A 23981-nucleotide genomic window follows, 5' to 3' on the forward strand; every position below is an offset into this window, starting at 1 on the left:
GGCCGGGGGTGCGCTAGGTGTGGCTGGTGCGGCAGGCGCCGCGGGTTGCGCCGGAGCGGGCGGCGCTTTCGGCGGCTCGACCTTCTTTACCGGTTTCGGCTTCTCGACCGGTTTCGGTTTTTCGATCGGCTTGGGCTTCTCCACCGGTTTCGGCGGTGGCTTGACCGCGTCTTCGTCTTCCACCGGTTGTTCAGGTTCCGGCGGCGGTGGCGGAGGGGGCGGCGGTGGCGGTTCCGGGGTGGGCGGTGCCGGTGGCGTCGGGCTGGTCAGCTCGACGGTCATTTCCGGAATCTGCGGCGGCGTTGGCAATGGCTCTGTTTTGGATTGCTGGAGAAACCACCAGGCGCCGCCATGTATCAGCGCCGACACAGCGACCAGCAACACCATTTGCTGTTTATTCAGGCTGCCGGGTTGCGAGGTATTGGCTTTGAATGCCGGCTTGCCCGGTGGCGGCGGGACTGGCGCTTCGCGCAACGGCCCCGGCAGGGATCTGTGCTTTACCGCATCGTTCATTAAAGCTCCCTCGGGTTGATGAAGGGCAATAAGGTGCCGTCCGAACATCCAGGGGATATTCGAGTGGGTGGGTGCAACTTTCTTCAAGGTGTGCAGAAGCCGATAGTTCAACTATCCGGTTAACAAGGCTTGTGCAAACTTACTGGCTTAGCGTCAGCGACTTCGAGTGTTCATTGGCCATTCCCTGGTTGTTCTTCTATTACGTGAGTGCACTGTCGGTGTCTCATGCTTGTTACATATAGCAACCGCTGTGCCACATGTTGCTGAAATGTAGAGTGCGTATTTCATGAGTGTTACCCATGTCGCATTTATATAAGTTTTACCCTTGTCGTGGTTTTTCCATGGCGCGCAGATTGCCGTTACTCCGGTTGAGGGAGCTTTTTCACAGGCGAGTCAGGCTGTGCGCCATATCACGCGGGTTGGCGGGATAGAGCGGCTGCGCAACTGGCGGCCAAGGCACTTGCTGGTGCGCGGCGGACTGAATTGGTGCGGGTCAATGTTTTAGCGGCTCACGGGGCATGTTCCTTGTTGTTGTTTAAATGAAATCACTGTTTTAAGTATTGAATAGTGCAAGCCCGTGGAGCAGTTTTGGTGCACTTGCAATGGCACTAAAAGTTATTGTTCGACAATCCTGCTGTCGTTCGATGCACACTGCATTTGTGCAATAACTGCCCGAGTCTTATTTAAAAAATAAATAGCACGCTGCCGTCGGCCAATAACTCATTGCCGAACGCAGTGCGCTGTCGAGGTGTCAGGTAATAAAGTAAGAGTGAAGGTAGCCGGGACTGTTCGGATGAACTCGGCGGCGAACGGATAAATGCAAAGAGGCTGTGATGCGGCAGAGCGTTTGAAGATTCACGCGGTGAACTCCTTGTTGCCAGCTCGGATACGCGAACTTTTGGTTCGGTATCGCACCTTACAAGAACGCGGATAACGTTCGATGATTGCTCTTGGTGCGGGATGGGCACCGCCAGCACTGTTTTGCGAGGTTTGAATTCGCAAGTCGCGAGTGCATGGGAAAACCGTGCCAAAACCGATACACAGACAGATTTTTTCTACACCCACGCTACAGCCATCTACCCTGTGGCAATGGTCTTTTCGGGGGGATTGGATATGTACCAGCTCTACGGGCACAGAAATTCAGGCGCAGCCGCCATCGAAGCGGCGCTGGAGCTGTGCCAGATCGCTTACCGTTTCATTGATATCGAGGCCAGCAGCGAAGCCGCCGAGGCGCTGGCCCAGCTCAATCCGCTCAAGCAGATACCGACCTTGCAACTGCCCGATGGCAGCGCCATCACCGAGAGCGCGGCGATCCTGATTCATCTGGGCCTGACGTTTCCCAAGTCCGGCCTGCTGCCGGCCAAGGCGAATGATCGTGATCAGGCGATTCGCGGTCTGGTCTACATCGTCAGCAACTGTTACGCGGCGATTGGCGTCATTGATTATCCAGAGCGCTGGCTGCTGATGCCTGACGAAGCCTCGCGGCAGAATCTGATCGCCGGAGCGCGTGAGCGATTGCACTGGAGTTGGGAGGTGTTTGCCGACCAGTTTTCTGCCGAGCTGTATCTGGATGACGAAACACCCGGTGCGCTGGATGTGCTGGCGGCCGTGGTGACACGCTGGGCGGGCAGTCGCGAGCATTTGCGTCAGACGCGACCGGGGTTTTATGCGTGGTTGCAGCGGATTGACCGGCACCCGGTGCTGGCACCGGTGTTCGCCCGGCATTGGCCCGCCTGAATTCACCACAAAACCAAATGTGGGAGCGAGCCTGCTCGCGAAAGCGTCTTGTCAGTCGCAGCATTTTTTACTGACAGACCGCTTTCGTCGGAACGCCGCCCGGAGCAGGCTCGCTCCCACAGGGGGTTGGGGGGAACTTGAGGGGTTATTCCCCGCGAATGTACTGCTCCAGCTGTTTGATCAGCTCCGCCTGCTCGGCAATCGCTTCCTTGACCAGGTCACCGATCGACAGCAAGCCAATTAACTTGCCGTTCTCTACCACCGGCAAGTGGCGCAGGCGTTTGTCGGACATGATGCCCAGGCAGGTGTCGACGGTTTGATGGGTGTCCACGGTGATCACGTTCGCCACCATGATGTCGCGCACCGGCGTGCCCACGGATGAGCGGCCATGCAGCACCAGTTTGCGCGCGTAGTCGCGTTCGCTGATGATGCCGACCACTTTTTCGTCTTCGACCACCAGCAAGGCGCCGACGTTTTTCTCGGCCATCTTCATCAGCGCTTCGAGCACCATGTGATCAGGCTTGATCTGGTGCACTTCCTGATTTTTCTGATCTTTGAGCTTGAGCAGTTGGGCGACGGTCTTCATGGCGGTTACTCAGGTGTTGTCGTTGTTATCCAAGCATCGTAGACGCAAGCACGCAGGGCAAGGTGGCAAAGCGGCAGATAACACGCAAAAAACGTCATTTACCGAATTTTTCCGTGGCTGGCGGGTATTTATCGCCAGAGTCATCCCAGGCAATGCCGCGTAGAATGCCCCTCTGATTCAATTCCTGAGGTTGCAGTGGTGGATCTACCGCAGGGCTTCGTCCTGACCCGGCATTGGCGCGATACCCCGGCCGGCACCGAAGTCGAGTTTTGGCTGGCGACTGACGCCGGGCCGCGCCGTGTGCGTTTGCCGCATCAGCCGTCGGTGGCGTTTATCCCCGCTGAGCAGCGCGAAGCGGCCGAACGCCTGCTGCATGGCGAGAAGAATGTCGAACTGCGCCCGCTGGCCCTGCAGGATTTCGAGCATCGCCCGGTGCTCGGTCTGTATTGTCAGCAACACGGCCAATTGATGCGCCTGGAAACCGCGCTCAACCGCAACGGGGTCGACGTCTTCGAAGCCGACGTACGCCCGCCGGAGCGCTATCTGATGGAGCGCTTTATCACCGCGCCGGTGCGGTTCAGCGGCACGCCTGATGCCGACGGCGTATTCCTCAACGCGCAGCTCAAACCTGACCCCGATTACCGACCGAAGCTGCGCTTGGTTTCGCTGGACATCGAAACCACCGAAACCGGAGAGTTGTATTCGATCGCCCTCGAAGGTTGCGGCGAGCGTCAGGTATACATGCTCGGCGCGCCGAACGGCGACGCCAGCCTCGTCGATTTCGATCTCGAATATTGTGACTCGCGCACGGTCATTCTGAAGAAACTCAACGACTGGTTCGCCCGCCACGACCCCGACGCGATTATCGGTTGGAATGTCGTGCAGTTCGATTTGCGCATCCTCCACGAACACGCGCGGCGCCTCGGTGTGCCGCTGAAAATCGGCCGTGGCGGCGAAGAGATGCAATGGCGCGAACACGGCAGCCGCAATCACTACTTCGCCTCGGCAGCGGGGCGACTGATCATCGATGGCATCGAATCCCTGCGTTCGGCGACCTGGAGTTTCCCTTCGTTCAGTCTGGAAAACGTCGCGCAGACCCTGCTCGGTGAAGGCAAGTCCATCGACAACCCGTACCAGCGCATGGACGAAATCAACCGCATGTTCGCCGAGGACAAACCGGCGCTGGCCAAGTACAACCTCAAGGACTGCGAACTGGTCACGCGGATTTTCGCCAAGACCGAGTTGCTGACCTTCCTGCTCGAGCGCGCCAGTGTCACCGGACTGCCGGCCGATCGCAGCGGCGGCTCGGTGGCGGCGTTTACTCATCTATATATGCCGTTGATGCACCGCCAGGGTTTTGTCGCGCCGAACCTCGGCACCAATCCGCCGCAGGCCAGCCCCGGCGGGTTTGTCATGGACTCGCAACCGGGGTTGTACGAATCGGTGCTGGTGCTCGATTACAAGAGTCTGTATCCGTCGATCATTCGTACGTTTCTGATCGACCCGGTGGGGTTGATCGAAGGTTTGCAGCATCCGGACGATGCCGACTCCGTGCCGGGCTTCCGAGGTGCGCGGTTCTCGCGTACCCGGCATTGCTTGCCGTCGATTGTCTCGCGGGTTGCCGAGGGCCGCGAGACCGCCAAGCGCGAGCACAACGCACCGCTGTCGCAGGCACTGAAAATCATCATGAACGCCTTCTACGGCGTACTCGGCTCCAGCGGTTGCCGCTTCTTCGATACGCGGCTGGCCTCATCGATCACCCTGCGCGGCCACGAAATCATGCTGCGCACGCGCAAGCTGATCGAAGAAAAGGGCCACGCGGTGATCTATGGTGACACCGACTCGACGTTTGTCTGGCTGCGTCGCCCGCACGGACAGGAAGAAGCGGCGAATATCGGTCATGCGCTGGTCAAGCACGTCAACGACTGGTGGCGCGCGCATGTGCGCGATGAATATGGGCTGGAAAGCGCCCTGGAGCTGCAATTCGAAATTCACTACAAACGCTTTCTGATGCCGACCATTCGCGGCGCGGAGGAGGGCAGCAAAAAACGTTATGCCGGCCTCGTCACCCGCGCCGACGGCAGCGATGAAATGGTCTACAAAGGCTTGGAGACCGTGCGCACCGATTGGTCGCTGTTGGCCCGGCAATTTCAGCAGGAACTCTACGAGCGGATTTTCCAGCGCAAGCCCTATCAGGATTACGTGCGCGACTATGTGCGTAAAACCCTCGCTGGCGAATTCGACGATCGACTGGTCTACCGCAAACGCCTGCGCCGCACTCTCGACGACTACGAACGCAACGTGCCGCCTCATGTGCGCGCCGCACGGCTGGCCGACGATTACAACGCGCAACACGGGCGACCGCGGCAATACCAGAACGGTGGCTGGATCAGCTACGTCATCACCCTGGCCGGCCCGGAACCGCTGGAAGTGCGCCGCGCCGCCATCGATTACGACCACTACATAACCCGGCAGCTGCAACCGGTGGCGGACGCGATTCTGCCGTTTGTCGACGACGATTTCTCAACCCTGATCGGGGGGCAACTGGGCCTGTTTTGAGTCGAGCAACTGCAGCGTCCATTCATCGAGAATTCCGTGAAAGTAGCGCTCCAGCGCTTGCGTGAACACACTGTCTTCAGCGGCAAACTGGGCGAACAGGGTCATCGAGGAATGAAATTTCAGGTCATCGGGATGGCCGAAAATCTCCGCGATCGAGCGCTGTTGCACCTTCAGCACTAACTGCGTGCAGGTACGCAGGCGCGCGCCGAGCAGCTCGTGGGCCAGATAAGCCCGGGCCTCCTCAGCCGAACCGATGGCGTAGCGCCGGGACATTTCACTGCCGCCCAGGCCCGCGAATTGCGGAAAGACAAACCACATCCAGTGGCTGCGTTTGCGGCCCTCGTCGAGTTCGCGTTGCACGCGCTCGAACACCGGTTCCTGGGCCTGGACAAAACGTTGCAGGTTGAACGGGTCGTACTGATCAGTGCTTCTCATCGCGAAGCCCTCGCCAGCCGCTGGCTCAGACCATGGCCAGCCGCTGCTTGCGTTGTGGCGCTTGAAACACCTGGTCCAGCGCCGCCAGATCCCCGGCCTCCAGTTGCAGTTGCGCGGCTTGTGCATTGAGTTGCACGTGTTCCGGCCGCACAGCCTTGGGAATCGCAATCACACCATCCTGACGCAGAATCCACGCCAGCGAAACCTGCGCGGGGGTTACGCCATGACGAGCGGCAATGTCTTTCAATACAGGCTCGGCGAGCATGGCACCGCCCTGGCCGATCGGACAGTAGGCCATCAGCGGCATGCGCTGATGTTGGCACCACGGCAGCAGATCGAATTCGATACCGCGCTCTTCGAGGTTGTAGAGCACCTGATTGGTCGCGCAGGCCGAACTGGAGAGCTCTTCGAGATCGTCGACATCGAAGTTCGACACGCCCCAACGGCCGATCTTGCCGTCCTCGCGCAGGCGTTCGAAGGCTTCGACGGTTTCTTCCAGCGGATACTGGCCGCGCCAATGCAACAGATAGAGGTCGATATAGTCGGTGTCGAGCCGCCGCAGACTGCGCTCGCAAGCTTGCGGGATGCCTTTGCGGCTGGCGTTGTGCGGGTAGACCTTGCTCACCAGAAAGACCTGATCGCGCAGGCCGGCGATGGCCTCGCCGACCACGGTTTCGGCACCGCCCTCGGCGTACATTTCGGCACTGTCGATCAGGGTCATGCCCAGCTCGATCCCCGTGCGCAGCGCCGCCACTTCACGCTTGTGCGCCGAGCGGTCTTCGCCCATGCGCCAGGTGCCTTGGCCAATGACTGGAACCTGGACGCCGGCCAATTCGAGGGTACGCATGCAAACCTCCTTGCTGAATGTGTCGATACCTTTTAGTGGGCAGCAGGATAGCTCAGGGGTTCAAAAAGCAAAGAGATCGCAGCGTGCCGCAGCTCCTACAGGAAAACGCTTAACTGTAGGAGCTGCGGCACGCTGCGATCTTTTGATCTTCGTTTTTACTTGGCGGAGAACTTCAACACCACGCTGTGGCTGTAGGTCTGCCCCGGATCAAGCCGAGTACTCGGGAAATCCGGCTGATTCGGCGAGTCAGGATAATGCTGAGTCTCCAGGGTGAACGCGCCCCAGTGCGGATACACCTTGCCACCCTTGCCCTTGACCGTACCGTCGAGGAAGTTGCTGGTATAGAACTGCACCCCCGGCTCCGTGGTGAACAGTTGCAGCACGCGCCCGGACTGTGGATCGCTGACCTCCGTGGCGACTTTCTTGATATCGCCCTTGGTATCCAGCGCCCAGTTGAAATCGAAGCCACCCTGTTTCGGTTCGGCAAATTTCAACTGCGGATGATCAGCCTTGATGTGCGTGCCAATCGCGGTCGGCTTGGTGAAGTCCATCGGCGTGCCAGCCACGGGTGCCAGTTCGCCGGTCGGGATCAGTTTGGCGGTGACCGGGGTGTAATGGCTGGCGTGCAGGGTGGCGACCTGTTTGAGAATGTCGCCATTGCCGGCGCCGGCGAGGTTGAAGTAGCTGTGGTTGGTCAGGTTGAGCACGGTCGGTTTGTCGGTGCTGGCCTTGTAGTCGATGCGCAGTTCGTTGTTGTCGGTGAGGCGATAGGTCACTTCGGTGGTGAGGTTGCCGGGAAAGCCCATTTCACCGTCCGCCGACAGATAGGTCAGGGTCACGCCGACTGAGTCCTTGTCCTTGGTTTCCTGGGCTTTCCAGACTTTCTTGTCGAAGCCCTGCGTGCCGCCGTGCAGTGCGTTGGTTTTGTCGTTCTGCGGCACTTGATAGCGCTTGCCGTCGAGTTCGAACGCGCCTTCGGCGAGGCGATTGCCGAAACGGCCGATGGTCGCGCCGAAGTAGGCGGTGCCTTTCTGATAGCCCTGCACATCGTCGAAGCCGAGCACGACGTCGTCGAGTTTGCCGTGCTTGTCCGCCACTTTCAGCGATTGCAGGGTCGCGCCGTAGGTGATGACGGTGGCTTGCATGCCGTGGCTATTGCGCAGGATGTATTGCTCGACGGGCGTGCCGTCATTGGTTTTACCGAAGGCTTTGTGTTCGGCGCTGAGGCCGGCCGCGTTGGCGGAGAGGGTGGCGATCATCAGGGACAGTCCGAGGCCGGAGAGCAGGTGACGGGATTGAAGCATGGTTGACCTTCCTTTTTGTTGTTGTTTTCAAATTGCTGCTGACCCTGTGTAGGAGCTGCCGGAGGCTGCGATCTTTTGATCTTGCTTCTAAACCCTAACGTCAAAAGATCGTCCGAACGTGGCCCGAGCCTTCGGCAGCTCCTACACGGCAACTAGTCATTCTATTTGTGGTTTGGAAGAAAATTTATAGCTGATTAGTCGTTTATTTCAACCATAAAGACAGACTAATTGGTTGGGGAGGCATTGCCGAAGGTCGGCTGGTCGTGCGCACCACTGCACTTTTTCGCAATCGGCGGCTCTATCCATGGCCAGGATGCGGTGACTCCCGCCGCACAGGAATGTGCCTGTTCGAGATTTCATGCCGAGAGTTTTTGCCCTGATCGCTGCTTTTTTCCGCCGCCCGTGCCTGTTGCTGGCCTGTTTGTCGTCGCTGCTGTTCAGCGGTTGCAGTCACCAGGACGGCAACGGCTTCTTCAATCAGATGCGTGACGGTCAGCCACAGGAATTCCTGCAGACCAGCGTCGACCGCATGGCCACGTTGGCGATGCGCGACAACCTCAGCAGTCTTTACCGCTTGCAAGCCAAGCTGTACTTGCGCAACCCGGACGAGCTGCGCAAGTCAGGCTTTCTCAACATCCATGCCGCTGTGAAGCAGGTGCGTATGGCCATCGAGCAGCAACAGCCGCTGCCGGTGTTGGGTGGTCGCAAGGACCTGGCGGCGCTCAGCTATGCGATGAGCCCGGAGTTTCTCGGCGATCGCGTCGGCGCGTTCATTTATGCGATCGGCAGCATGCTGGTCACCGCCCACGGCAATCGCACCGAGTTCTATATGACGGACGCGATCAACCCGACGTTCGTTCACAACGCTGCACGCAATATCGAAAAAGCCACGTGGATTTTGTCCCAGCGACAGAACAAGGAAGGTCAGCCGCTGCTGTTCTCCAATGAGATCTCGGAGGAGGGCACCAACCTGAGCTTCGCCACCGAGTTCAGCAAGATCGTTGCGCGCCTGGATCTGCTCACGCAGATGCTTGACGAGCGTTACCGGCGGATCGGCCTTAACTACGCGCAGAGTTTGCTGTTCCTGAATTTCTTGCCGGTGCAGTGAATTTGATGGGGCGGTGATGACGATCTATGCAGCTTCCACAATGGTTTGTGGTGTGCAGAGATCCAATGTGGGAGCGAGCCTGCTCGCGAATGCGGTCCTTCAGGAGCTGAAGTGTTGACTGAACTAGCGCATTCGCGAGCAAGCTCGCTCCCACATTGTTCGAATAGTGGAGGTTGTTTTTGTATACAATCCGTCACCGCTATTGATCAAAAAGGAGCCGCCCCCGTCATGACCGACCCCGCCAGCGCCGATTTCAGCCGCGTCGACCGCACCGCCCGTGTGGACAAACTGCCCTATGCCGCGTTGCTGGCGTTCGCCATGACCGGCTTCATCGCCATCCTCACCGAAACCCTGCCGGCCGGGCTACTTCCGCAAATCGGTGCCGGGCTCAATGTCAGCGAGGTGCTCGCCGGACAACTGGTGACGCTGTATGCGCTCGGTTCGATTGTCGCGGCGATTCCGCTGACCGTCGCCACGCGCGGCTGGCCTCGGCGCCGGGTGTTGTTGATGACGGTTGGCGGGTTTCTGATATTCAACACTGTCACCACATTCTCCAGCCATTACGGCCTGACCTTGGCTTCGCGCTTCCTCGCCGGGATGGCGGCGGGGTTGTCGTGGGGGATCATGGCGGGGTATGCGCGCGTAATCGTGCCGGTGCATCAACAGGGGAGGGCGCTGGCGATTGCCATGCTCGGCACGCCCGTAGCGTTGTCGCTGGGCACGCCGGCGGGGACGTGGCTGGGCAATCTGATCGGCTGGCGCGCGTCGTTCGGGATCATGTCGGCGCTGGCGCTGGTGCTTGCAGCGTGGATTGTTATCGCGGTGCCGGATCGTCCGGGGCAGGCCAGTAATGAGCGTCTGCCGTTGCTCGAATCAATGCGCCTGCCGGGCGTGCGGCCGGTGTTGTTCGTGGTACTGACGTGGATGCTCGGGCACAACATTCTCTACACATACATTGCGCCATTTCTGATGCAGGCCGGGCTGGCTGACCGGGTCGATCTGGTGCTGCTGGTGTTTGGCCTGTGTTCGCTGGTGGGGATCTGGATCATCGGCATGCTGGTGGATCGCTGGCTGCGCTGGCTGACGCTGATCAGCCTCGCGGTGTTTGCGCTGACGGCATTGGTGTTGGCGCTGGCGGCGCCTTCGCCGCTGATTATTTATGCCTGCATGGCGGTGTGGGGATTGTCGTTTGGCGGCTCGGCGACGTTGCTGCTGACCTCGGCGGCGGACTCGGCCGGTGATCACGTCGACGTGGTGCAGGCGATGCTCACGACGTCCTGGAACGTGGCGATTGCCGGGGGCGGGTTGTTTGGTGGCTTGCTGCTGGATCGGGCAGGGGCGATGTCGTTTCCGTGGGCATTGCTGATTCTGTCGCTGATTGCCCTGGCCACGGTGTGGATCAACAAAACCCACAGCTTCAAACCGGGACGGCGAGTGCACTGATTCATCAGCCACCCCACGACCCCTGTGGGAGCGAGCCTGCTCGCGAATGCGGTGGAACATTCAACTCATCTGTCGACTGACACACCGTATTCGCGAGCAGGCTCGCTCCCAAGTGATATGGGTTGATGAGTTCGATATGGCATAACGATAGACCGCATCGATATATGTGGTTATAAGAAAAATCGCTATGCTGCGGGCCAGATTTTTCCTGTCGTTTTTCTGGACGTGTTAATGGAATTGGCGAATTTCGGCCTGGTGATTGCCGGGCTGGTGGTGGGTTTTATTGTCGGCATGACCGGTGTCGGCGGTGGTTCGTTGATGACGCCGATTCTGCTGTGGTTCGGCATCAACCCGGCAACGGCGGTGGGCACTGACCTGTTGTACGCCGCCATTACCAAATCCAGCGGCGTCCTCGTTCACCGCAAGAACAAAAACATCGACTGGGCCATCACTGGCTGGCTGACCCTCGGCAGCGTGCCGGCGGTGGCCATGACCTTGTGGTTCCTCAGCACCCTGCACACCGCGCCGGACGCGATGAACGCCATCATCAAACAGGCGCTGGGCTTCGTCCTGTTCGCCACCGCGTTGGCGATCTTCTTCAAGAAGCGCTTGCTCGAATTCGCCCACAAACGCGCCGGTGGCAACTACAACCCGAGCGGTTCACGGTTGAACATGATGACCGTCATCACCGGTCTGATCCTCGGCACCATGGTTGCCTTGACCTCGATCGGTGCGGGCGCCCTCGGCACTGTCGCGTTGTTCATCCTTTATCCGCTGCTGCCGACCCGTCGCTTGGTCGGCACTGAAATCGCCCACGCCGTGCCGCTGACCCTGGTCGCCGGTCTGGGCCACGCGAGCATGGGCAACATGGATTGGGGTGTGCTGGGCTTTTTGCTGGTGGGTTCGTTGCCAGGCATCTGGCTCGGCAGCCACCTGACCGGGCGCATTTCCGATGAAGTACTGCGCCCGTGCCTGGCGACGATGCTGGTGCTGATCGGTTACAAACTGGCGTTTTAAGTGGTGTATTTCATCACCGTCACCGGCAAGTCCTCGTACACCAGTTCCTCAACCACTTCCCAGCCCAGCCGTGCATACAGCGACTGCGACGTGTCGGTGTACAGATACAACTCGGGCACGCCCAGCGCCGTCGCTTCTGCAACCACTCGATTGACCAGTTGCGAAGCAATCCCGCGATCGCGTTCCTCAGCCTTGACGTAAACCCCCGCCAGCCATGGCGTCAGGTTCGGGCGCAGCTTCAGATCATTTTCGATCAGCAGCGCGCCGCCCAGCAGTCGCGAACCCTCCAGCGCTACCACGACACTCGGCACTGCACCTTTGCCGCAGGATTCGCGCATGTGTTCGATACGGTCCTCGACGGTTTGTCCGGGACGGAACTCGCCCCATTCCTCGAAGTTGAGCGTGGCCAGTTCTTCGATCAATTCGGGGTGATCGCACAGGTAATCGATGTGCATGCGGGTGAACTCCATTTCATGGGCAGAACCACCACCCTAATGCGCTCATAAAAGGTAATCAAATCCGGGTTGCGATCACGTCGGCGATGTTGCGCAATGTCGTGCCTGTCCTAAGCTTCTGTACAGGCGATACCCATTTGCCGGGTTGTCCCGGAACAATCGCCACGATGCGCAATCAGTAGTGCGTGGATATCAAAAGGAGATGCGCATGCTCATCAGGTCACTGACCCTGACACTCTTGCTGGCGATCGCCGGCCCCTTGTTCGCCGCTGACAACGATTCGCCCATCGCCGGGGATATGGGCCGCGCCCGACCGCTGATCGTGATCGCACAAAGCACGGTCGACCCCGTGTGGGTAGCCCTGAAAAAGTCGCTGGAGGATCCCGCCAACAAAAAGGGCGTCACCGATCGCAACATCAAGGTCTACACCATCCTCAACATGGCCGGCCAGCTCGACGGCAAGGACATGGGCCAGCAAGACACCATGGCGCTGCTGCGCTCGCTGAAGCTCGGCGCCGGGGCGTATCCGAAAGTGTTCCTGGTGGGCAAAGACGGCGAGACCAAGCTCTCGGCCTCCGGGGATGAAGCGAAAGCAGTGGACTTGAAGAAAATCTTCGACACCATCGATGCCATGCCGATGGCCGAGAAGGAAGCGGCCGCTGCGGCGCAGGCGCCAGTTGCTGCTACGCCGGAACCTGCCAAAGGCGCGAAGAACGCCAAACCCGCCAAGCCTGCGAAACCAGCCAAGCCGCCGGAAATGCCGGATGACTGATTGGTTGTTGTAGAGACGATTTCACGTCAAAAGGGGCGAGAGGATTCAATCTTCTCGCCCCTTTTTTATTTCTGAATGCTCCGGCGCAATGCCCTTCAAACTCGTCGGATTTTTCCTGCAAGTCGCGGCGGCGGTGGTGAACTGGTGGGCTTGGGGGAGGAGGGATAGTCTTCTTTGGCCGCTGCAAAAAGCAGTGGTCGGACGTGGAAGTCCGGTTGTCGGTTACATCCATCAATGTCTCAAAAGCGTATGTCGACGTTATTTATGTCAACATCGCCGCGTTTTTGGCGGCTGTGCGCAGGGGCACTTTCGAGTGCGCCGGGTTTTGGTGGATTGGCCTGGTCTTCCACACCTGCGTACAGCTGCCACCCTCATGTGGAAGTGAGAAAGGTAGTTTTTCCTACAGTTCACTACGGTACTTCATACATGAAAAAACCAACGCCAAACCCTCCCGAATCCCCCATGGATTCAGGATCCTTCGACGCCCACAACCCCCGATTACGCAACCCGCATCACCCCGATCCCATCAGCCATCTCTTCACCATCCTCCCTGATATCGATACCCCCACGCCGCTCTGCCACGCTTGCGAAACCCTCGCTTCACTCAATGTCCTGACTACCGATCTGGCTGCAGAACTGCAAGGTTCACCGCGCAGTCTCGCCTTGTCGATTCAGCAGTTGGCCGTGCTCGGCGAGTTGCTGGTCAACCGCGCGCTGGACAATCTCGATCCACCTGCGGCGACGCAACATTGAACAGGGAGGTTCAAACATGACGCGATATATTCCGCTGACCGGGATTGACTGCAAGATTCCCGCTCTGCTGATCGACCGCGAAGCACCGGTAGATGTGCTGCATGGCACAGCGGCTTACCGTTTGCGCTGTGTCACGCAACTGATGGAGACACTGGCGCTCGGTGACGGCAAGGGCCACGACACCTTGCTGCTGCAGGATTTCGCCCGGGTGATAGCGATCCCGTTGCGCGATAGCTGCGACTTGATGGATGTCATCGGCTGGAAGTTGTAGGCTCAGCTTTAAAGGCTGAAACGAAAAGATCGCAGCCTGCGGCAGCTCCTACATCGACCGAGTGGAAACCCGATCCTGTAGGAGCTGCCGCAGGCTGCGATCTTTTGATTTTCAGTCAGTGACAGCGCTGAGGATTTTGTGGGCTATTTTCACCCGCTCAGGAATCAGGAAGTTCTTGTTGGCCATGATCACGATGCCAACGTCCTTGCTCGGCACAAACGCCACGTAAGTCCCGAAACCACCCGTCGAACCGGTCTTGTTGATCAACACCTCTTCCGGTTGCGGTTGCGGCGGATTCAGCCACTGCACCTTGTGCGCCTGCATGGCCATTTCCGTCGAGTTGCCCGCCAGCAAGCGATTGAGGTTGATCGGGTAGCGGTACATTTCCCAACCCAGACCTTGGGTCATGTCGCCAACCGTGTAGTAGCCGGTGTGGGTGTTGGCGATGGTTTTTTGCAGTACCGCTTCCAGCGTTTCAGGCTTCAGGTTGGCTTGCACGTAACGCAGCATGTCCACTGCACTGGTTTTCACGCCATAGGCCTGCGAATCCAGGGCGCCGGACGTGACGCGCACCGGTTTGCCGTTCTTGTCATAGCCTAGCGCATACAGTTCCATTTGCGCGGCAGGCACGCTGAGGTAGGTGTGCTGCAAGCCGAGTTTCGGCAGCAGGGTTTGCGTCATCGCCTGATCAAACGGCTGGCCGAGGCTTTTCGCGGCCAGATAACCGAACAGGCCCAGACTCGGGTTGGAGTATTGGCGATGGCTGCCTGCCGGATACACCGGTTTCCACTGTTGGAAATAGCCGAGCATCTTGTCAGACGAATCCGCGTTGTCCGGGAATTGCAGCGGCAAACCGCCAGCACTGTAGGTGCCCAGTTCCAGCACGCTGATAGTGTCGAAGGCGCTGCCTTTCAATTCAGGCCAGAGCTGACTGGCCTTGGTCGACAGATCGAGTTTGCCGGTCGCTTGGGCGTAACCGGCGAGGGTGGCGGTGAAGGTTTTGCTCACCGAGCCGATTTCGAACAGGGTGTTTTCGCTGACTTTCTGCCCGGTGTCTTTGCTGGCGACGCCGTAGTTAAAGTAATGCGCCTTGCCGTTGATGGTCAGCGCTACGGTGAGGCCGGGAATGTTCTGCTGCTGCATCACGGGCGTTACCGCGTCGTTGACCAGTGCTTGCAACTGCGCATCGTCGGGTACGCCGGCGAGACAGGATGTGGCGCCAAAAAACAGGCCGAAAGCAGCGCAGGAAATGACTTTGCTCGATTGAATGGATGACATGAATGAACCACTCTCCATGAGTGTTGATGACGTTATCCCGCTACACTGCGGGCGATTTCTTCGTTGGGCAACTGATCAGCGCCGCCAATCTAGTCAGCGCGACGCCAATCGACAAACGACGAAAACTCGCACGAGCCATTAGAAAAATTTGGGACTGGGCATGATTCGACCGCAATTGCCGCTCAACGCTCTACGCGCCTTTGAAGCCTCCGCACGTCATTTGAGCTTCACCCGCGCAGCCGTGGAGCTGTGCGTTACCCAGGCTGCTGTCAGCCATCAGGTGAAAAGCCTTGAGGCCCAACTTAACGTAACCCTGTTCAAACGCCTGCCCCGTGGGCTGATGCTGACCAGTGAAGGCGAAACCCTGTTGCCGGTGCTGAGCACCTCGTTCGATCACATCGCGCAGATTCTCGAACGCCTCGCCGGTGGTCAGTATCGCGAAATGTTGACCGTTGGTGCGGTGGGTACATTCGCCGTGGGCTGGTTGTTGCCGCGGCTGGCGGACTTCTGCGCGAAACATCCGCTCATAGATTTGCGCCTGTCGACCAACAACAACCGCGTGGATGTGGCGGCAGAAGGGCTGGATTACGCGATCCGCTTTGGTGCCGGGGCGTGGCATGGTATCGAGGCAACGCGGTTGTTCGATGCACCGCTGTCGGTGTTGTGCGTGCCGGAGATCGCCCGGCAATTGCATTCGCCGGGGGATCTTTTGCAGCAAACACTGCTGCGCTCCTATCGCACCGATGAATGGCCGGAATGGTTTCAGGCTGCCGGTCTGGCGACGCAGGCAGCACCGCCGCAGAGCATCGTTTTCGATTCATCGCTGGCGATGATGGAGGCGGCGTTGCAGGGCAGCGGGGTGGCATTGGCGCCGCCGCTGATGTTCGCCCGGCAACTGGCGGCGGAGGCGATTTGTCAGCCGTTTGCGATTGAGATTACGACGGGGAGTTACTGGTTGACGCGGTTGCAGTCGCGGCCGGAAACGGCGGCGATGATGGCGTTCAAAACCTGGCTGCTGCAACTCCCTGGTTAATACATAACCCCTGTGGGAGCGAGCCTGCTCGCGAAAGCGGTGTGTCAGTCGACAAAAATGTTGGCTGTTACATCGTATTCGCGAGCAGGCTCGCTCCCACAGGGGAGGGTGGTGGATGGAAGAGAACCTGTTACCGCACCAGACACGGCCGCTTGTTATCGAACTTCCAACCCGGAATCAAAAACTGCATCGCCACGCTATCATCCCGCGCGCCGAGGCCCATGCCTTTATACAGTTCATGAGCCTTGGCCACTTGATCCATATCCAGCTCGACACCCAGCCCCGGCTTCTCCGGCACCTGCACCAGACCATCGACAATTTGCAGCGGCGCTTTGGTCAAACGTTGGCCGTCCTGCCAGATCCAGTGGGTGTCGATCGCGGTGATCTCGCCCGGTGCGGCAGCGGCGACATGGGTGAACATCGCCAGCGAGATGTCGAAGTGGTTGTTGGAGTGCGAGCCCCAGGTCAGGCCCCATTCATGGCACATCTGCGCCACGCGCACCGAACCCTGCATGGTCCAGAAGTGCGGGTCGGCCAGTGGAATATCCACCGACTGCAACTGGATCGCATGACCCATCTCGCGCCAGTCAGTGGCGATCATGTTGGTAGCGGTTTTCAGGCCGGTAGCTCGGCGGAATTCGGCCATGACTTCGCGGCCGGAATAACCGTTTTCCGCACCGCACGGGTCTTCGGCATAGGCGAGCACATGATGCTGGTCGCGGCATAAGCGAATGGCCTCTTTCAGTGACCACGCGCCGTTCGGATCGAGGGTGATGCGCGCATCAGGAAAGCGTTCGGCCAGCGCTGTCACCGCTTCGATTTCCGCATCGCCGCTGAGCACGCCGCCCTTGAGTTTGAAGTCCTTGAAACCGTATTTCGTGTGGGCCGCTTCGGCGAGGCGCACCACGGCTTCGGCAGTCATGGCTTTTTCGTGACGCACGCGGAACCAGTCGTTGTCGGCGTCTGGTTCGCTGCGATAGGCGAGTCCGGTTTCGCGCTGATCGCCAACGTAAAACAGGTAACCGAGCATCTTCACTTCATCGCGTTGCTGCCCTTCGCCGAGCAATGCCGCCACCGGTACATCGAGATGCTGACCGAGCAGGTCGAGCAGCGCGGCTTCAAGGCCGGTCACGGCGTGAATGGTGATGCGCAGATCGAACGTCTGCAGACCACGACCGCCGGCATCGCGGTCGGCGAAGGTCTGGCGCACTTGATTGAGGATCTTCTGCCAAGTGCCGATCGGGCTGCCGACCACCAGGCTGCGCGCGTCTTCCAAAGTCTGGCGAATACGCTCGCCACCGGGAACTTCACCGACGCCGGTGTGACCGGAGTTGTCCTTGAGGATAACGATGTTGCGGGTGAAAAACGGCCCGTGGGCGCCACTCAGATTGAGCAGCATGCCATCGTGGCCGGCCACTGGAATGACTTGCATGTCGGTGATGATCGGGGCTTTGGCGGTGTCGTGTGCGGTCATGTTCTTATCCTTAATACGCAATCTTAAAAATGGACGTCAGGCGTGTTTCGGCGCGGTCTCGACCACGGCGATGTCGGCAGCAGGTTTCGGTGTGGTGCGGGCGAAGAAGACAATGATCGCGGCAATGATCGAGGTCGCGGCCAAGCCATTGAGGCCGCCCTGAATCGAGCCGGTGTGTTCTTCGAGCAGGCCGAACGTGGTCGGCGCGACGAAGCCGCCAAGGTTGCCCACCGAGTTGATCAACGCGATCACCGCTGCGGCGATGCGTGCATCCAGATAGGCCTGCGGAATCGGCCAGAACAGCGACGACGCGGATTTGAAACCCAGAGCGGCAAAACAGATCGCGACGAAAGCGAAGATTGGCCCGCCGGTGGTGGACATGAACATCCCCGCAGCAGCGATCAACAGTGCAGTGGCGACCCACGCCTGTTGGTGTTTCCACTTGGCCGAGAACGAAGCGAAGGCGTACATGCCAATGATCGACAGTAACCACGGAATCGAGTTGAACAGGCCGACCTGGAAGTCGCTCATCTCGCCCATTTTTTTGATGATGCTCGGCAGCCAGAAGGTTGCCGCGTAGATGGTCAACTGAATGAAGAAGTAGATCAGGCAGAACAGGATGATCTGGCGGTCCTTGAGCAGTTTGCCCATTGATGGCCGGATTGGCGTCGCGGCTTCGCGGGCCTTCTGTTCAGCGTCGATAGCGTTGACCAGTGCATCCTGTTCGGCGCGGCTCAGCCATTTCGCGTCGTGGGGTTTGGCGTCGAGCCAGAACCAGACAAATACGCAAAGGCACACCGAGAACATCCCTTCAATGAAGTACATCCATTGCCAGCCATGCATGCCCAGCCCGTTGATCTGCAGGAGCAGACCGGACAACGGCCCGGAGATCAACGAAGCCACGGCGGAGCCGCTGAGGAAGATCGCAATCGCCTTGCCGCGTTCGGCACCGGGCAGCCAACGGGTGAAGTAGTAGATCACCCCGGGAAAGAACCCGGCTTCGGCAACGCCGAGCAAAAAGCGCAGCACATAGAAGTGGGTTTCGTTCTGGATGAACGCCATACCGGCAGCAACCAGGCCCCAGGTGAACATGATGCGAGTCAGCCAGATGCGTGCGCCGACTTTCTGCAGAAGCATGTTGGAGGGGACTTCGAACAGCGCGTAACCGATGAAGAACAGACCGGCGCCGAAGCCATAAGCGGCGGCACTAATACCGAGGTCGTGTTCCATGTGAGTGCGGACGAAACCGATGTTCACCCGGTCAATGTAATTGACGATGAACATGATCACGAAAAGCGGCAGGACGTGGCGTTTCACTTTCGAGATGGCGGACGCGAGTGTCGAATCGACGCCCTCGTTCATCCCGGAGACGGAGGTTTTCACTTGGTTTTCTCCCACTGATTATTTTTATGCGGGGTAGGGCAGGTGCTGCGTTGTTGATAGACATCATACAACTGAGAATTTTTGTCCTACAAGTGGGGAGGAGTGATTAATTTTCTCTGAGAGGTCGGGTTTTTATGCTTTTTCGTATTCTTATCCAGTATTTGCTAGGGTTTGTGGCGGGCGGTACGTGATTTGTTTTTACGGTATACCGGTTCGGATCGCCAGAAAGATATGGAACTATTGCGCTCTGAATTGAGTGTTGTCATACAAGTTGCGGCGCTAGAATCAATCTCGTCAGCGCTCGCACAGTGCTACGATTCGCAAGCCCCGATCACCGGAACCGACCATGCAAGAAGACCTCGACGCTCCCGCTCGCAAACGTGCGCACAACCTCGCCCATGACCTGGTCGAGAAGCTCACGCAAAGCATCCTGCTCGGCCAGTTGTCGCCCGGCGACAAACTGCCGTCGGAGAATTCCATCGTTCAGGAGCACGGCGTCAGCCGCACTGTGGTGCGCGAGGCGATTTCCAAGTTGCAGGCTTCGGGACTGGTGGAGACGCGCCACGGCATCGGCACGTTCGTCATCGAGCGTGCGCCGGAACAGGGCTTGCGCCTGAATGTCGATACCGCGCTCGGTGTGCGCAGCATTCTTGAACTGCGCCTGGGCCTGGAAACCCAGGCAGCGGCACTGGCGGCGCAGCGGCGGAGCGAACAGCAATTGCTGCAAATGCGTCAGGCGCTGGATGACTACCAGCGGTTACTGGACAACAACGACAGTTGCGTCGAAGCCGATCGACGTTTTCATCTGCTCATCGCCGAGGCCACCGGCAACGTCTGCTTCAGTGAAATCATGCAGCACTTGGGCAGTGCGATGATTCCGCGCAACCGGCTCAACGCCGCCGAACGCGGCGCTGCGGATCTGAGCAAGCTCGGGCAACTGGCTCATCTGGAGCACGAGGCGATCTTGAATGCGATCAAGCGTCAGGATGCGGATGCCGCACGGGCGGCGATGTGGCTGCACCTGACCAACAGTCGCGACCGCTTTTCCGCTCAGGGTTGAATGCCGTTGGTCTGTTCGATAGCACGCCGTGTACTGGGCTGATTCAAAGTTGTACGGCCCGGGTATTCCGGACCTCCTGAGTGAGGTGCGTCATGGCTAACGATTTGCTGTTTCAGGGTGGTGTGCTGCCAACCGATCCAACCCGGCCGCTGCCCGGTACCGATGAACCGACCTTGGCCGATCATGATGCACCGCCGGGCATGAATCCTGGGCGTGATCCGTTGAGCGATGGTGATCGGCCGGAGGATTGGCAGGATCCGCCGGCTGATGATGAGGATGTGCCGCCCGCAGATGAGCCGACGCCGTTGTCGGATGATCGGCGCTGAATCCTGGTTGTTGTGCTGGATTTACCGGCCCCTTCGCGAGCAGGCTCGCTCCCACATTGGAACGCATTTCCCTGTGGGAGCGACGGTGCGACGACTCGACTTGCTCGCGAAGACGGCATACGCTTCAAAACAGATTTCAGATCAGATCCGGGCTGCCCTGACCACCCCAACCCGCCGCTCCAGATTCAACGCCAACACGCTGATCAACACCACCACCGACCCCACCAACACCAGCAACGTCGGCCGCTCGCCCAAACCAAACGAAGCAATCCCCATCGCCGTCGGCGGTATCAAATACAACGTCATCGTCGCCCGGCTCAAATCCACATGCTTGAGCACAAAGCCCCACGCCAGATAGGCCAGTGCACTGGGAAAAACGCCCAAGGCCAACACCGCCCACTGCACCCGCAACGGCGCATTCAGCACAGCTTGACCCAGCCCCGGCAGATAAATCAGCAGCAACAACGTCCCCGACCACACTGCGTAATACGCCAGACTGAAGCCGTCGTAACGCCGTGCGTGATGTTTTTGCAGAGCGAAATAGGCACTCCATGAAACTGCCGCCAACAGGATCAGCAGTGCATGCGCATCGATATCGCCCAAACCCTTATCGCCGCTGACCACGATCACCACGCCGACAAAACCAAGCAACACACAGCCCCAACGCCAGGCGCTGACCTGATCCTTGAACACAAACCGCGCCAGCAACGTGCTGAACAACGGGCTCGATTGCGCCAATACGCTGGAAGCGCCGGCACTGACGCTTTGCTGGCCGATGTTCAGCGCAACGTGATGCAGGCTGACGGCGAAGAAACCCAAGGCAAACAACAGCGGCACGTCGCGCCAATGCGGCAGGCGAATGCCCTTGAACGCGGCGATCAACGCCATGAACAACGACGCCAATAGAAACCGCAGCAACGCCAGATGCCCGGGTTCGTAAGCTTGCAATCCGATGTGAATGCCGGTCGGCGAATACGCCCAGCAAGCGACGACGAAGGCCATCGCCAAGAGGATTTTCAACGGGGAAGGGTGCGGCATGATCAGGCGCTCGGTGGTGTCGATGCGCCGAGTATCCGGGCGCGCAATCATTCGCCACAACTGACTTATACTGCGCGTAATGTTCACTCAGAGTGATGGGTATGGAGCTGGCACAAATCCGTATGTTCAAGACCGTGGCCGAGGTAGGCAGCATCGCTCGGGCGGCGGAAAAGCTGTTTTGCGTACCGTCGAACATCACCGCGCGGATCAAGGCGCTGGAGGCAGAGTTGGGTGTTGCGCTGTTTCTGCGCGAGGGCCGCGGGTTGCGCATCAGCCCGACGGGGCAGACGTTTCTCGCCTATGCGGAAAAGATTCTGGCGCTGACCGCTGAAGCGAAACGCGCGGTTGACCCTTCGGCCGAACCGTCCGGGCCGTTGCGCATTGGCGCGATCGAATCTTCGGCGACCGGGCGCTTGCCGCGATTGCTGGCGAAGTTTCACAAACGCTATCCGCAGGTGGCGCTGGAACTCACCACGGGCACTTGGGCGCAGTTGCTCGACGACACCGTCAGCCATCGCCTCGACGGCGCGATCGTCGCGGTGGATGTCGAGCGTTCACAGCTCAAACGCACGCCGATGTATCGCGAAGAACTGCTGCTGATCGCGTCGACGTCGTTCGGGCCGGTGCGTGGCATCGATGATCTGCAGGACAAAACCGTGTTCATGTGGCCGCAGGGTTGTCCGTATCGGGCGGCGCTGGAGCATTGGTTGTTGCGTCAGGGGTTGTCGCTGCCGATTGTAAGCCTGGCCAGTTATGGCGCGATTGTGGGTTGTGTGAGTGCCGGGGCGGGGGTGGCGCTGGTGCCCAAGGGCGTGTTTGAGCAGTATGCGAAAGGGGCTGGGTGTGTGGGGTATGAGTTTGCTGAGCTGACCGCCGTCGATAACTTGTTTTACTGGCATGAAAACGCCGGGGTGCATCCGGCGCGGGAGGCGTTTGTGGCGATGTTGCGGGAGGAGTTTAGTGTGTAGGAAAAGCTGACCCTCACCCCAGCCCTCTCCCAGAGGGAGAGGGGGCCGACCGCGGTGTCTCAGGTTATACGCCGACCTGAACAATCGAGTCGATTATGGATTCAGCCAAGCTGAACAATCGAGTCGATTATGGATTCAGCCAAGTCCAGTGTGCTTGATCGGAAGAGTTGATTATGGATTCGGCGCAGCACGGTCAGGTCGGTGAACTTCTCCAATATCCCCCAATCGGTTCCCTCTCCCTCTGGGAGAGGGCTAGGGTGAGGGGGCCATTTCAGGCAACACCGATATCCCGCATCAACAACCCAAACCGCAAATCCACAACCTCCGGAATCGGCAGATACACCGTATGCCCATCCCCCGGTGCCAAGTCGATCGCCTCACCCTTAACACTCTGCAACTCATGCAGATCAAAATGAAAATTGCCCGCGGGCGTCATCAACTCCAGATGATCACCCACGGCAAAACGGTTCTTCACCTTGACCTCGCACAGCCCCTCACGCCGCTCACCAGTCAGCTCACCCACAAACTGCTGACGCTCCGACACCGAACTTCCATTCTGATAATTCTGATACTCGTCATGCACATGCCGACGCAGAAAACCTTCGGTGTAGCCACGCTGTGCGAGTGACTCAAGATCGGTCATCAGGCTGCGATCAAACGCGCGCCCGGCCACGGCATCATCAATCGCCCGGCGATAAACCTGGGTAGTGCGCGCGCAATAGAAGTGCGATTTGGTCCGGCCCTCGATCTTCAATGAGTGCACGCCCATGCGCGTCAGGCGCTCGACGTGCTGCACCGCGCGCAGGTCCTTGGCGTTCATGATGTAAGTACCGTGCTCGTCCTCGAATGCCGGCATTAGCTCGTCGGGACGATTCGCTTCCTGCAGTAGAAACACCTGATCGGTGGGCGCGCCCAGACCCAGGGTCGGCTCAGGCTGGAACGTCTGGACGATCTCGCCGAGCTGGTTTTCCGTGGCTTGCTGCGCTGAGTATTTCCAGCGACAGGCGTTGGTGCAGCTGCCCTGATTGGCGTCGCGTTTGTTCATGTAACCCGATAGTAGACAGCGCCCGGAATAGGCCATGCACAGTGCGCCGTGGACGAATACTTCCAGCTCCATGCCCGGCACCTGTTCGCGGATTTCGCCGATTTCCTCCAGCGACAATTCCCGCGACAGAATGATCCGGCTCAAGCCCTGTTGCTGCCAGAACTCGACGCTCGCCCAATTCACCGTGTTGGCCTGCACCGACAGGTGAATCGGCATCTGCGGGAAATGCCGGCGCACCAGCATGATCAGGCCCGGGTCGGACATGATCAGTGCATCCGGCGCCATCTCGATCACCGGCGCCAGATCCTTGAGAAAGGTCTTCAGCTTGGCGTTGTGCGGGGCGATGTTGACCACCACGTAGAAGCGCTTGCCCTGCGCCTGCGCTTCGCGAATGCCCAGTGCCAGATTGGCGTGATCGAATTCGTTGTTGCGCACCCGCAGGCTGTAACGCGGCTGGCCGGCATAGACCGCATCGGCGCCGTAGGCGAAGGCGTAACGCATGTTTTTCAGGGTGCCGGCGGGGGCGAGCAGTTCGGGGGCGGCGAGGATCGAGGTCATGGCAGTGTCGGTCGCAAA

22 protein-coding genes and 1 pseudogene are annotated in these 23981 nt (G+C 59.2%); 12 read left to right on the plus strand and 11 right to left on the minus strand.

What is annotated here, in order from left to right; all coding sequences use genetic code 11:
• Positions 1–513 (minus strand): annotated as a pseudogene (locus tag F8N44_RS25415) (energy transducer TonB); the annotation flags it as partial.
• A gap of 1113 nt (positions 514–1626) precedes the next feature.
• On the opposite strand from F8N44_RS25415, the gene F8N44_RS25420 reads away from it, so the two are divergent.
• Positions 1627–2250: a glutathione S-transferase N-terminal domain-containing protein gene (locus F8N44_RS25420; RefSeq protein WP_150652231.1), complete on the plus strand. Its 624-nt coding sequence runs from the start codon at positions 1627–1629 to the stop codon at positions 2248–2250.
• A 145-nt stretch (positions 2251–2395) separates the two neighbouring features.
• Here F8N44_RS25420 and F8N44_RS25425 read toward each other — a convergent pair whose 3' ends face one another.
• On the minus strand, positions 2396–2836 hold the full coding sequence (locus tag F8N44_RS25425) for a CBS domain-containing protein (protein WP_007918278.1): 441 nt from the start codon (positions 2834–2836) through the stop codon (positions 2396–2398).
• Positions 2837–3034: 198 nt separating this feature from the next.
• Between F8N44_RS25425 and F8N44_RS25430 the strand changes: the two genes are divergently transcribed.
• Positions 3035–5395 (plus strand): DNA polymerase II, encoded by a 2361-nt coding sequence (locus tag F8N44_RS25430; protein WP_191630950.1) that lies wholly within the window; start codon positions 3035–3037, stop codon positions 5393–5395.
• Here F8N44_RS25430 and F8N44_RS25435 read toward each other — a convergent pair.
• The 3 genes from F8N44_RS25435 to F8N44_RS25445 all read right to left on the minus strand — a co-directional run bounded on the left by F8N44_RS25435 (position 5360) and on the right by F8N44_RS25445 (position 7981).
• Positions 5360–5830 (minus strand): DUF1810 domain-containing protein, encoded by a 471-nt coding sequence (locus F8N44_RS25435; RefSeq protein WP_150652233.1) that lies wholly within the window; start codon positions 5828–5830, stop codon positions 5360–5362. The genes F8N44_RS25430 and F8N44_RS25435 overlap by 36 nt on opposite strands.
• A gap of 25 nt (positions 5831–5855) precedes the next feature.
• Entirely contained in the window at positions 5856–6677 is an 822-nt protein-coding gene (locus F8N44_RS25440; protein WP_150652234.1) for an aldo/keto reductase, read from the minus strand.
• Between the two features lie 155 nt (positions 6678–6832).
• Positions 6833–7981: an aldose epimerase family protein gene (locus F8N44_RS25445; protein WP_150652235.1), complete on the minus strand. Its 1149-nt coding sequence runs from the start codon at positions 7979–7981 to the stop codon at positions 6833–6835.
• Positions 7982–8339: 358 nt separating this feature from the next.
• On the opposite strand from F8N44_RS25445, the gene F8N44_RS25450 reads away from it, so the two are divergent.
• The 3 genes from F8N44_RS25450 (at position 8340) to F8N44_RS25465 (ending at position 11549) form a co-directional block, all read left to right on the plus strand.
• Positions 8340–9089, plus strand: a complete 750-nt coding sequence (locus F8N44_RS25450; protein WP_150652236.1) for a hypothetical protein — start codon at positions 8340–8342, stop codon at positions 9087–9089.
• A 228-nt stretch (positions 9090–9317) separates the two neighbouring features.
• A complete protein-coding gene (locus F8N44_RS25455; RefSeq protein WP_150652237.1) occupies positions 9318–10532 on the plus strand; it encodes an MFS transporter in 1215 nt (404 codons plus the stop codon).
• 231 nt (positions 10533–10763) lie between these two features.
• Positions 10764–11549, plus strand: a complete 786-nt coding sequence (locus F8N44_RS25465) for a sulfite exporter TauE/SafE family protein (RefSeq protein WP_150652239.1) — start codon at positions 10764–10766, stop codon at positions 11547–11549.
• Here F8N44_RS25465 and F8N44_RS25470 read toward each other — a convergent pair.
• The gene (locus F8N44_RS25470; RefSeq protein WP_150652240.1) at positions 11546–12004 is read right to left on the minus strand and encodes a GNAT family N-acetyltransferase; all 459 of its coding nucleotides are present in this window, start codon (positions 12002–12004) and stop codon (positions 11546–11548) included. The genes F8N44_RS25465 and F8N44_RS25470 overlap by 4 nt on opposite strands.
• Before the next feature lie 208 nt (positions 12005–12212).
• On the opposite strand from F8N44_RS25470, the gene F8N44_RS25475 reads away from it, so the two are divergent.
• The 3 genes from F8N44_RS25475 (at position 12213) to F8N44_RS25485 (ending at position 13800) form a co-directional block, all read left to right on the plus strand.
• Entirely contained in the window at positions 12213–12776 is a 564-nt protein-coding gene (locus F8N44_RS25475; RefSeq protein ID WP_150652241.1) for a DUF4174 domain-containing protein, read from the plus strand.
• A 462-nt stretch (positions 12777–13238) separates the two neighbouring features.
• Positions 13239–13529, plus strand: a complete 291-nt coding sequence (locus F8N44_RS25480; protein ID WP_412071554.1) for a DUF6124 family protein — start codon at positions 13239–13241, stop codon at positions 13527–13529.
• Positions 13530–13545: 16 nt separating this feature from the next.
• Positions 13546–13800, plus strand: coding sequence for a hypothetical protein (locus F8N44_RS25485; protein WP_150652243.1), 255 nt, complete (start codon positions 13546–13548; stop codon positions 13798–13800).
• A gap of 111 nt (positions 13801–13911) precedes the next feature.
• Here the strand turns inward: F8N44_RS25485 and ampC are convergent, their stop codons facing one another.
• Complete coding sequence (gene ampC / locus F8N44_RS25490; protein WP_150652244.1) at positions 13912–15078, minus strand: class C beta-lactamase; 1167 nt, start codon at positions 15076–15078, stop codon at positions 13912–13914.
• Positions 15079–15238: 160 nt separating this feature from the next.
• Here ampC and F8N44_RS25495 point away from each other — a divergent pair, with 160 nt between their 5' ends.
• Positions 15239–16111 carry a LysR family transcriptional regulator gene (locus tag F8N44_RS25495; RefSeq protein ID WP_150652245.1) on the plus strand — a complete coding sequence of 291 codons (873 nt, stop codon included), beginning with the start codon at positions 15239–15241 and terminating at the stop codon, positions 16109–16111.
• A gap of 130 nt (positions 16112–16241) precedes the next feature.
• Here the strand turns inward: F8N44_RS25495 and gudD are convergent, their stop codons facing one another.
• Together gudD and F8N44_RS25505 are read right to left on the minus strand one after the other, a co-directional pair.
• Positions 16242–17585, minus strand: a complete 1344-nt coding sequence (gudD, locus tag F8N44_RS25500; protein WP_150652246.1) for a glucarate dehydratase — start codon at positions 17583–17585, stop codon at positions 16242–16244.
• 36 nt (positions 17586–17621) lie between these two features.
• Positions 17622–18968, minus strand: a complete 1347-nt coding sequence (locus F8N44_RS25505; RefSeq protein ID WP_150652247.1) for an MFS transporter — start codon at positions 18966–18968, stop codon at positions 17622–17624.
• Positions 18969–19314: 346 nt separating this feature from the next.
• Between F8N44_RS25505 and F8N44_RS25510 the strand changes: the two genes are divergently transcribed.
• Positions 19315–20028 carry a FadR/GntR family transcriptional regulator gene (locus F8N44_RS25510; RefSeq protein WP_127929029.1) on the plus strand — a complete coding sequence of 238 codons (714 nt, stop codon included), beginning with the start codon at positions 19315–19317 and terminating at the stop codon, positions 20026–20028.
• A gap of 92 nt (positions 20029–20120) precedes the next feature.
• Positions 20121–20354, plus strand: coding sequence for a hypothetical protein (locus F8N44_RS25515; RefSeq protein WP_150652248.1), 234 nt, complete (start codon positions 20121–20123; stop codon positions 20352–20354).
• A gap of 141 nt (positions 20355–20495) precedes the next feature.
• On the opposite strand, the gene F8N44_RS25520 is transcribed toward F8N44_RS25515, so the two are convergent.
• Positions 20496–21443, minus strand: a complete 948-nt coding sequence (locus tag F8N44_RS25520) for a DMT family transporter (protein ID WP_150652249.1) — start codon at positions 21441–21443, stop codon at positions 20496–20498.
• Positions 21444–21493: 50 nt separating this feature from the next.
• Here F8N44_RS25520 and F8N44_RS25525 point away from each other — a divergent pair, with 50 nt between their 5' ends.
• Entirely contained in the window at positions 21494–22360 is an 867-nt protein-coding gene (locus tag F8N44_RS25525; RefSeq protein ID WP_150652250.1) for a LysR family transcriptional regulator, read from the plus strand.
• A 271-nt stretch (positions 22361–22631) separates the two neighbouring features.
• Here the strand turns inward: F8N44_RS25525 and yegQ are convergent, their stop codons facing one another.
• Positions 22632–23963, minus strand: coding sequence for a tRNA 5-hydroxyuridine modification protein YegQ (gene yegQ, locus F8N44_RS25530; protein WP_150652251.1), 1332 nt, complete (start codon positions 23961–23963; stop codon positions 22632–22634).
• Positions 23964–23981 lie beyond the last annotated feature (18 nt).

The organism is Pseudomonas fluorescens, assembly GCF_902497745.1.
Classification (GTDB): Bacteria; Pseudomonadota; Gammaproteobacteria; order Pseudomonadales; family Pseudomonadaceae; genus Aquipseudomonas; species Aquipseudomonas fluorescens_BM.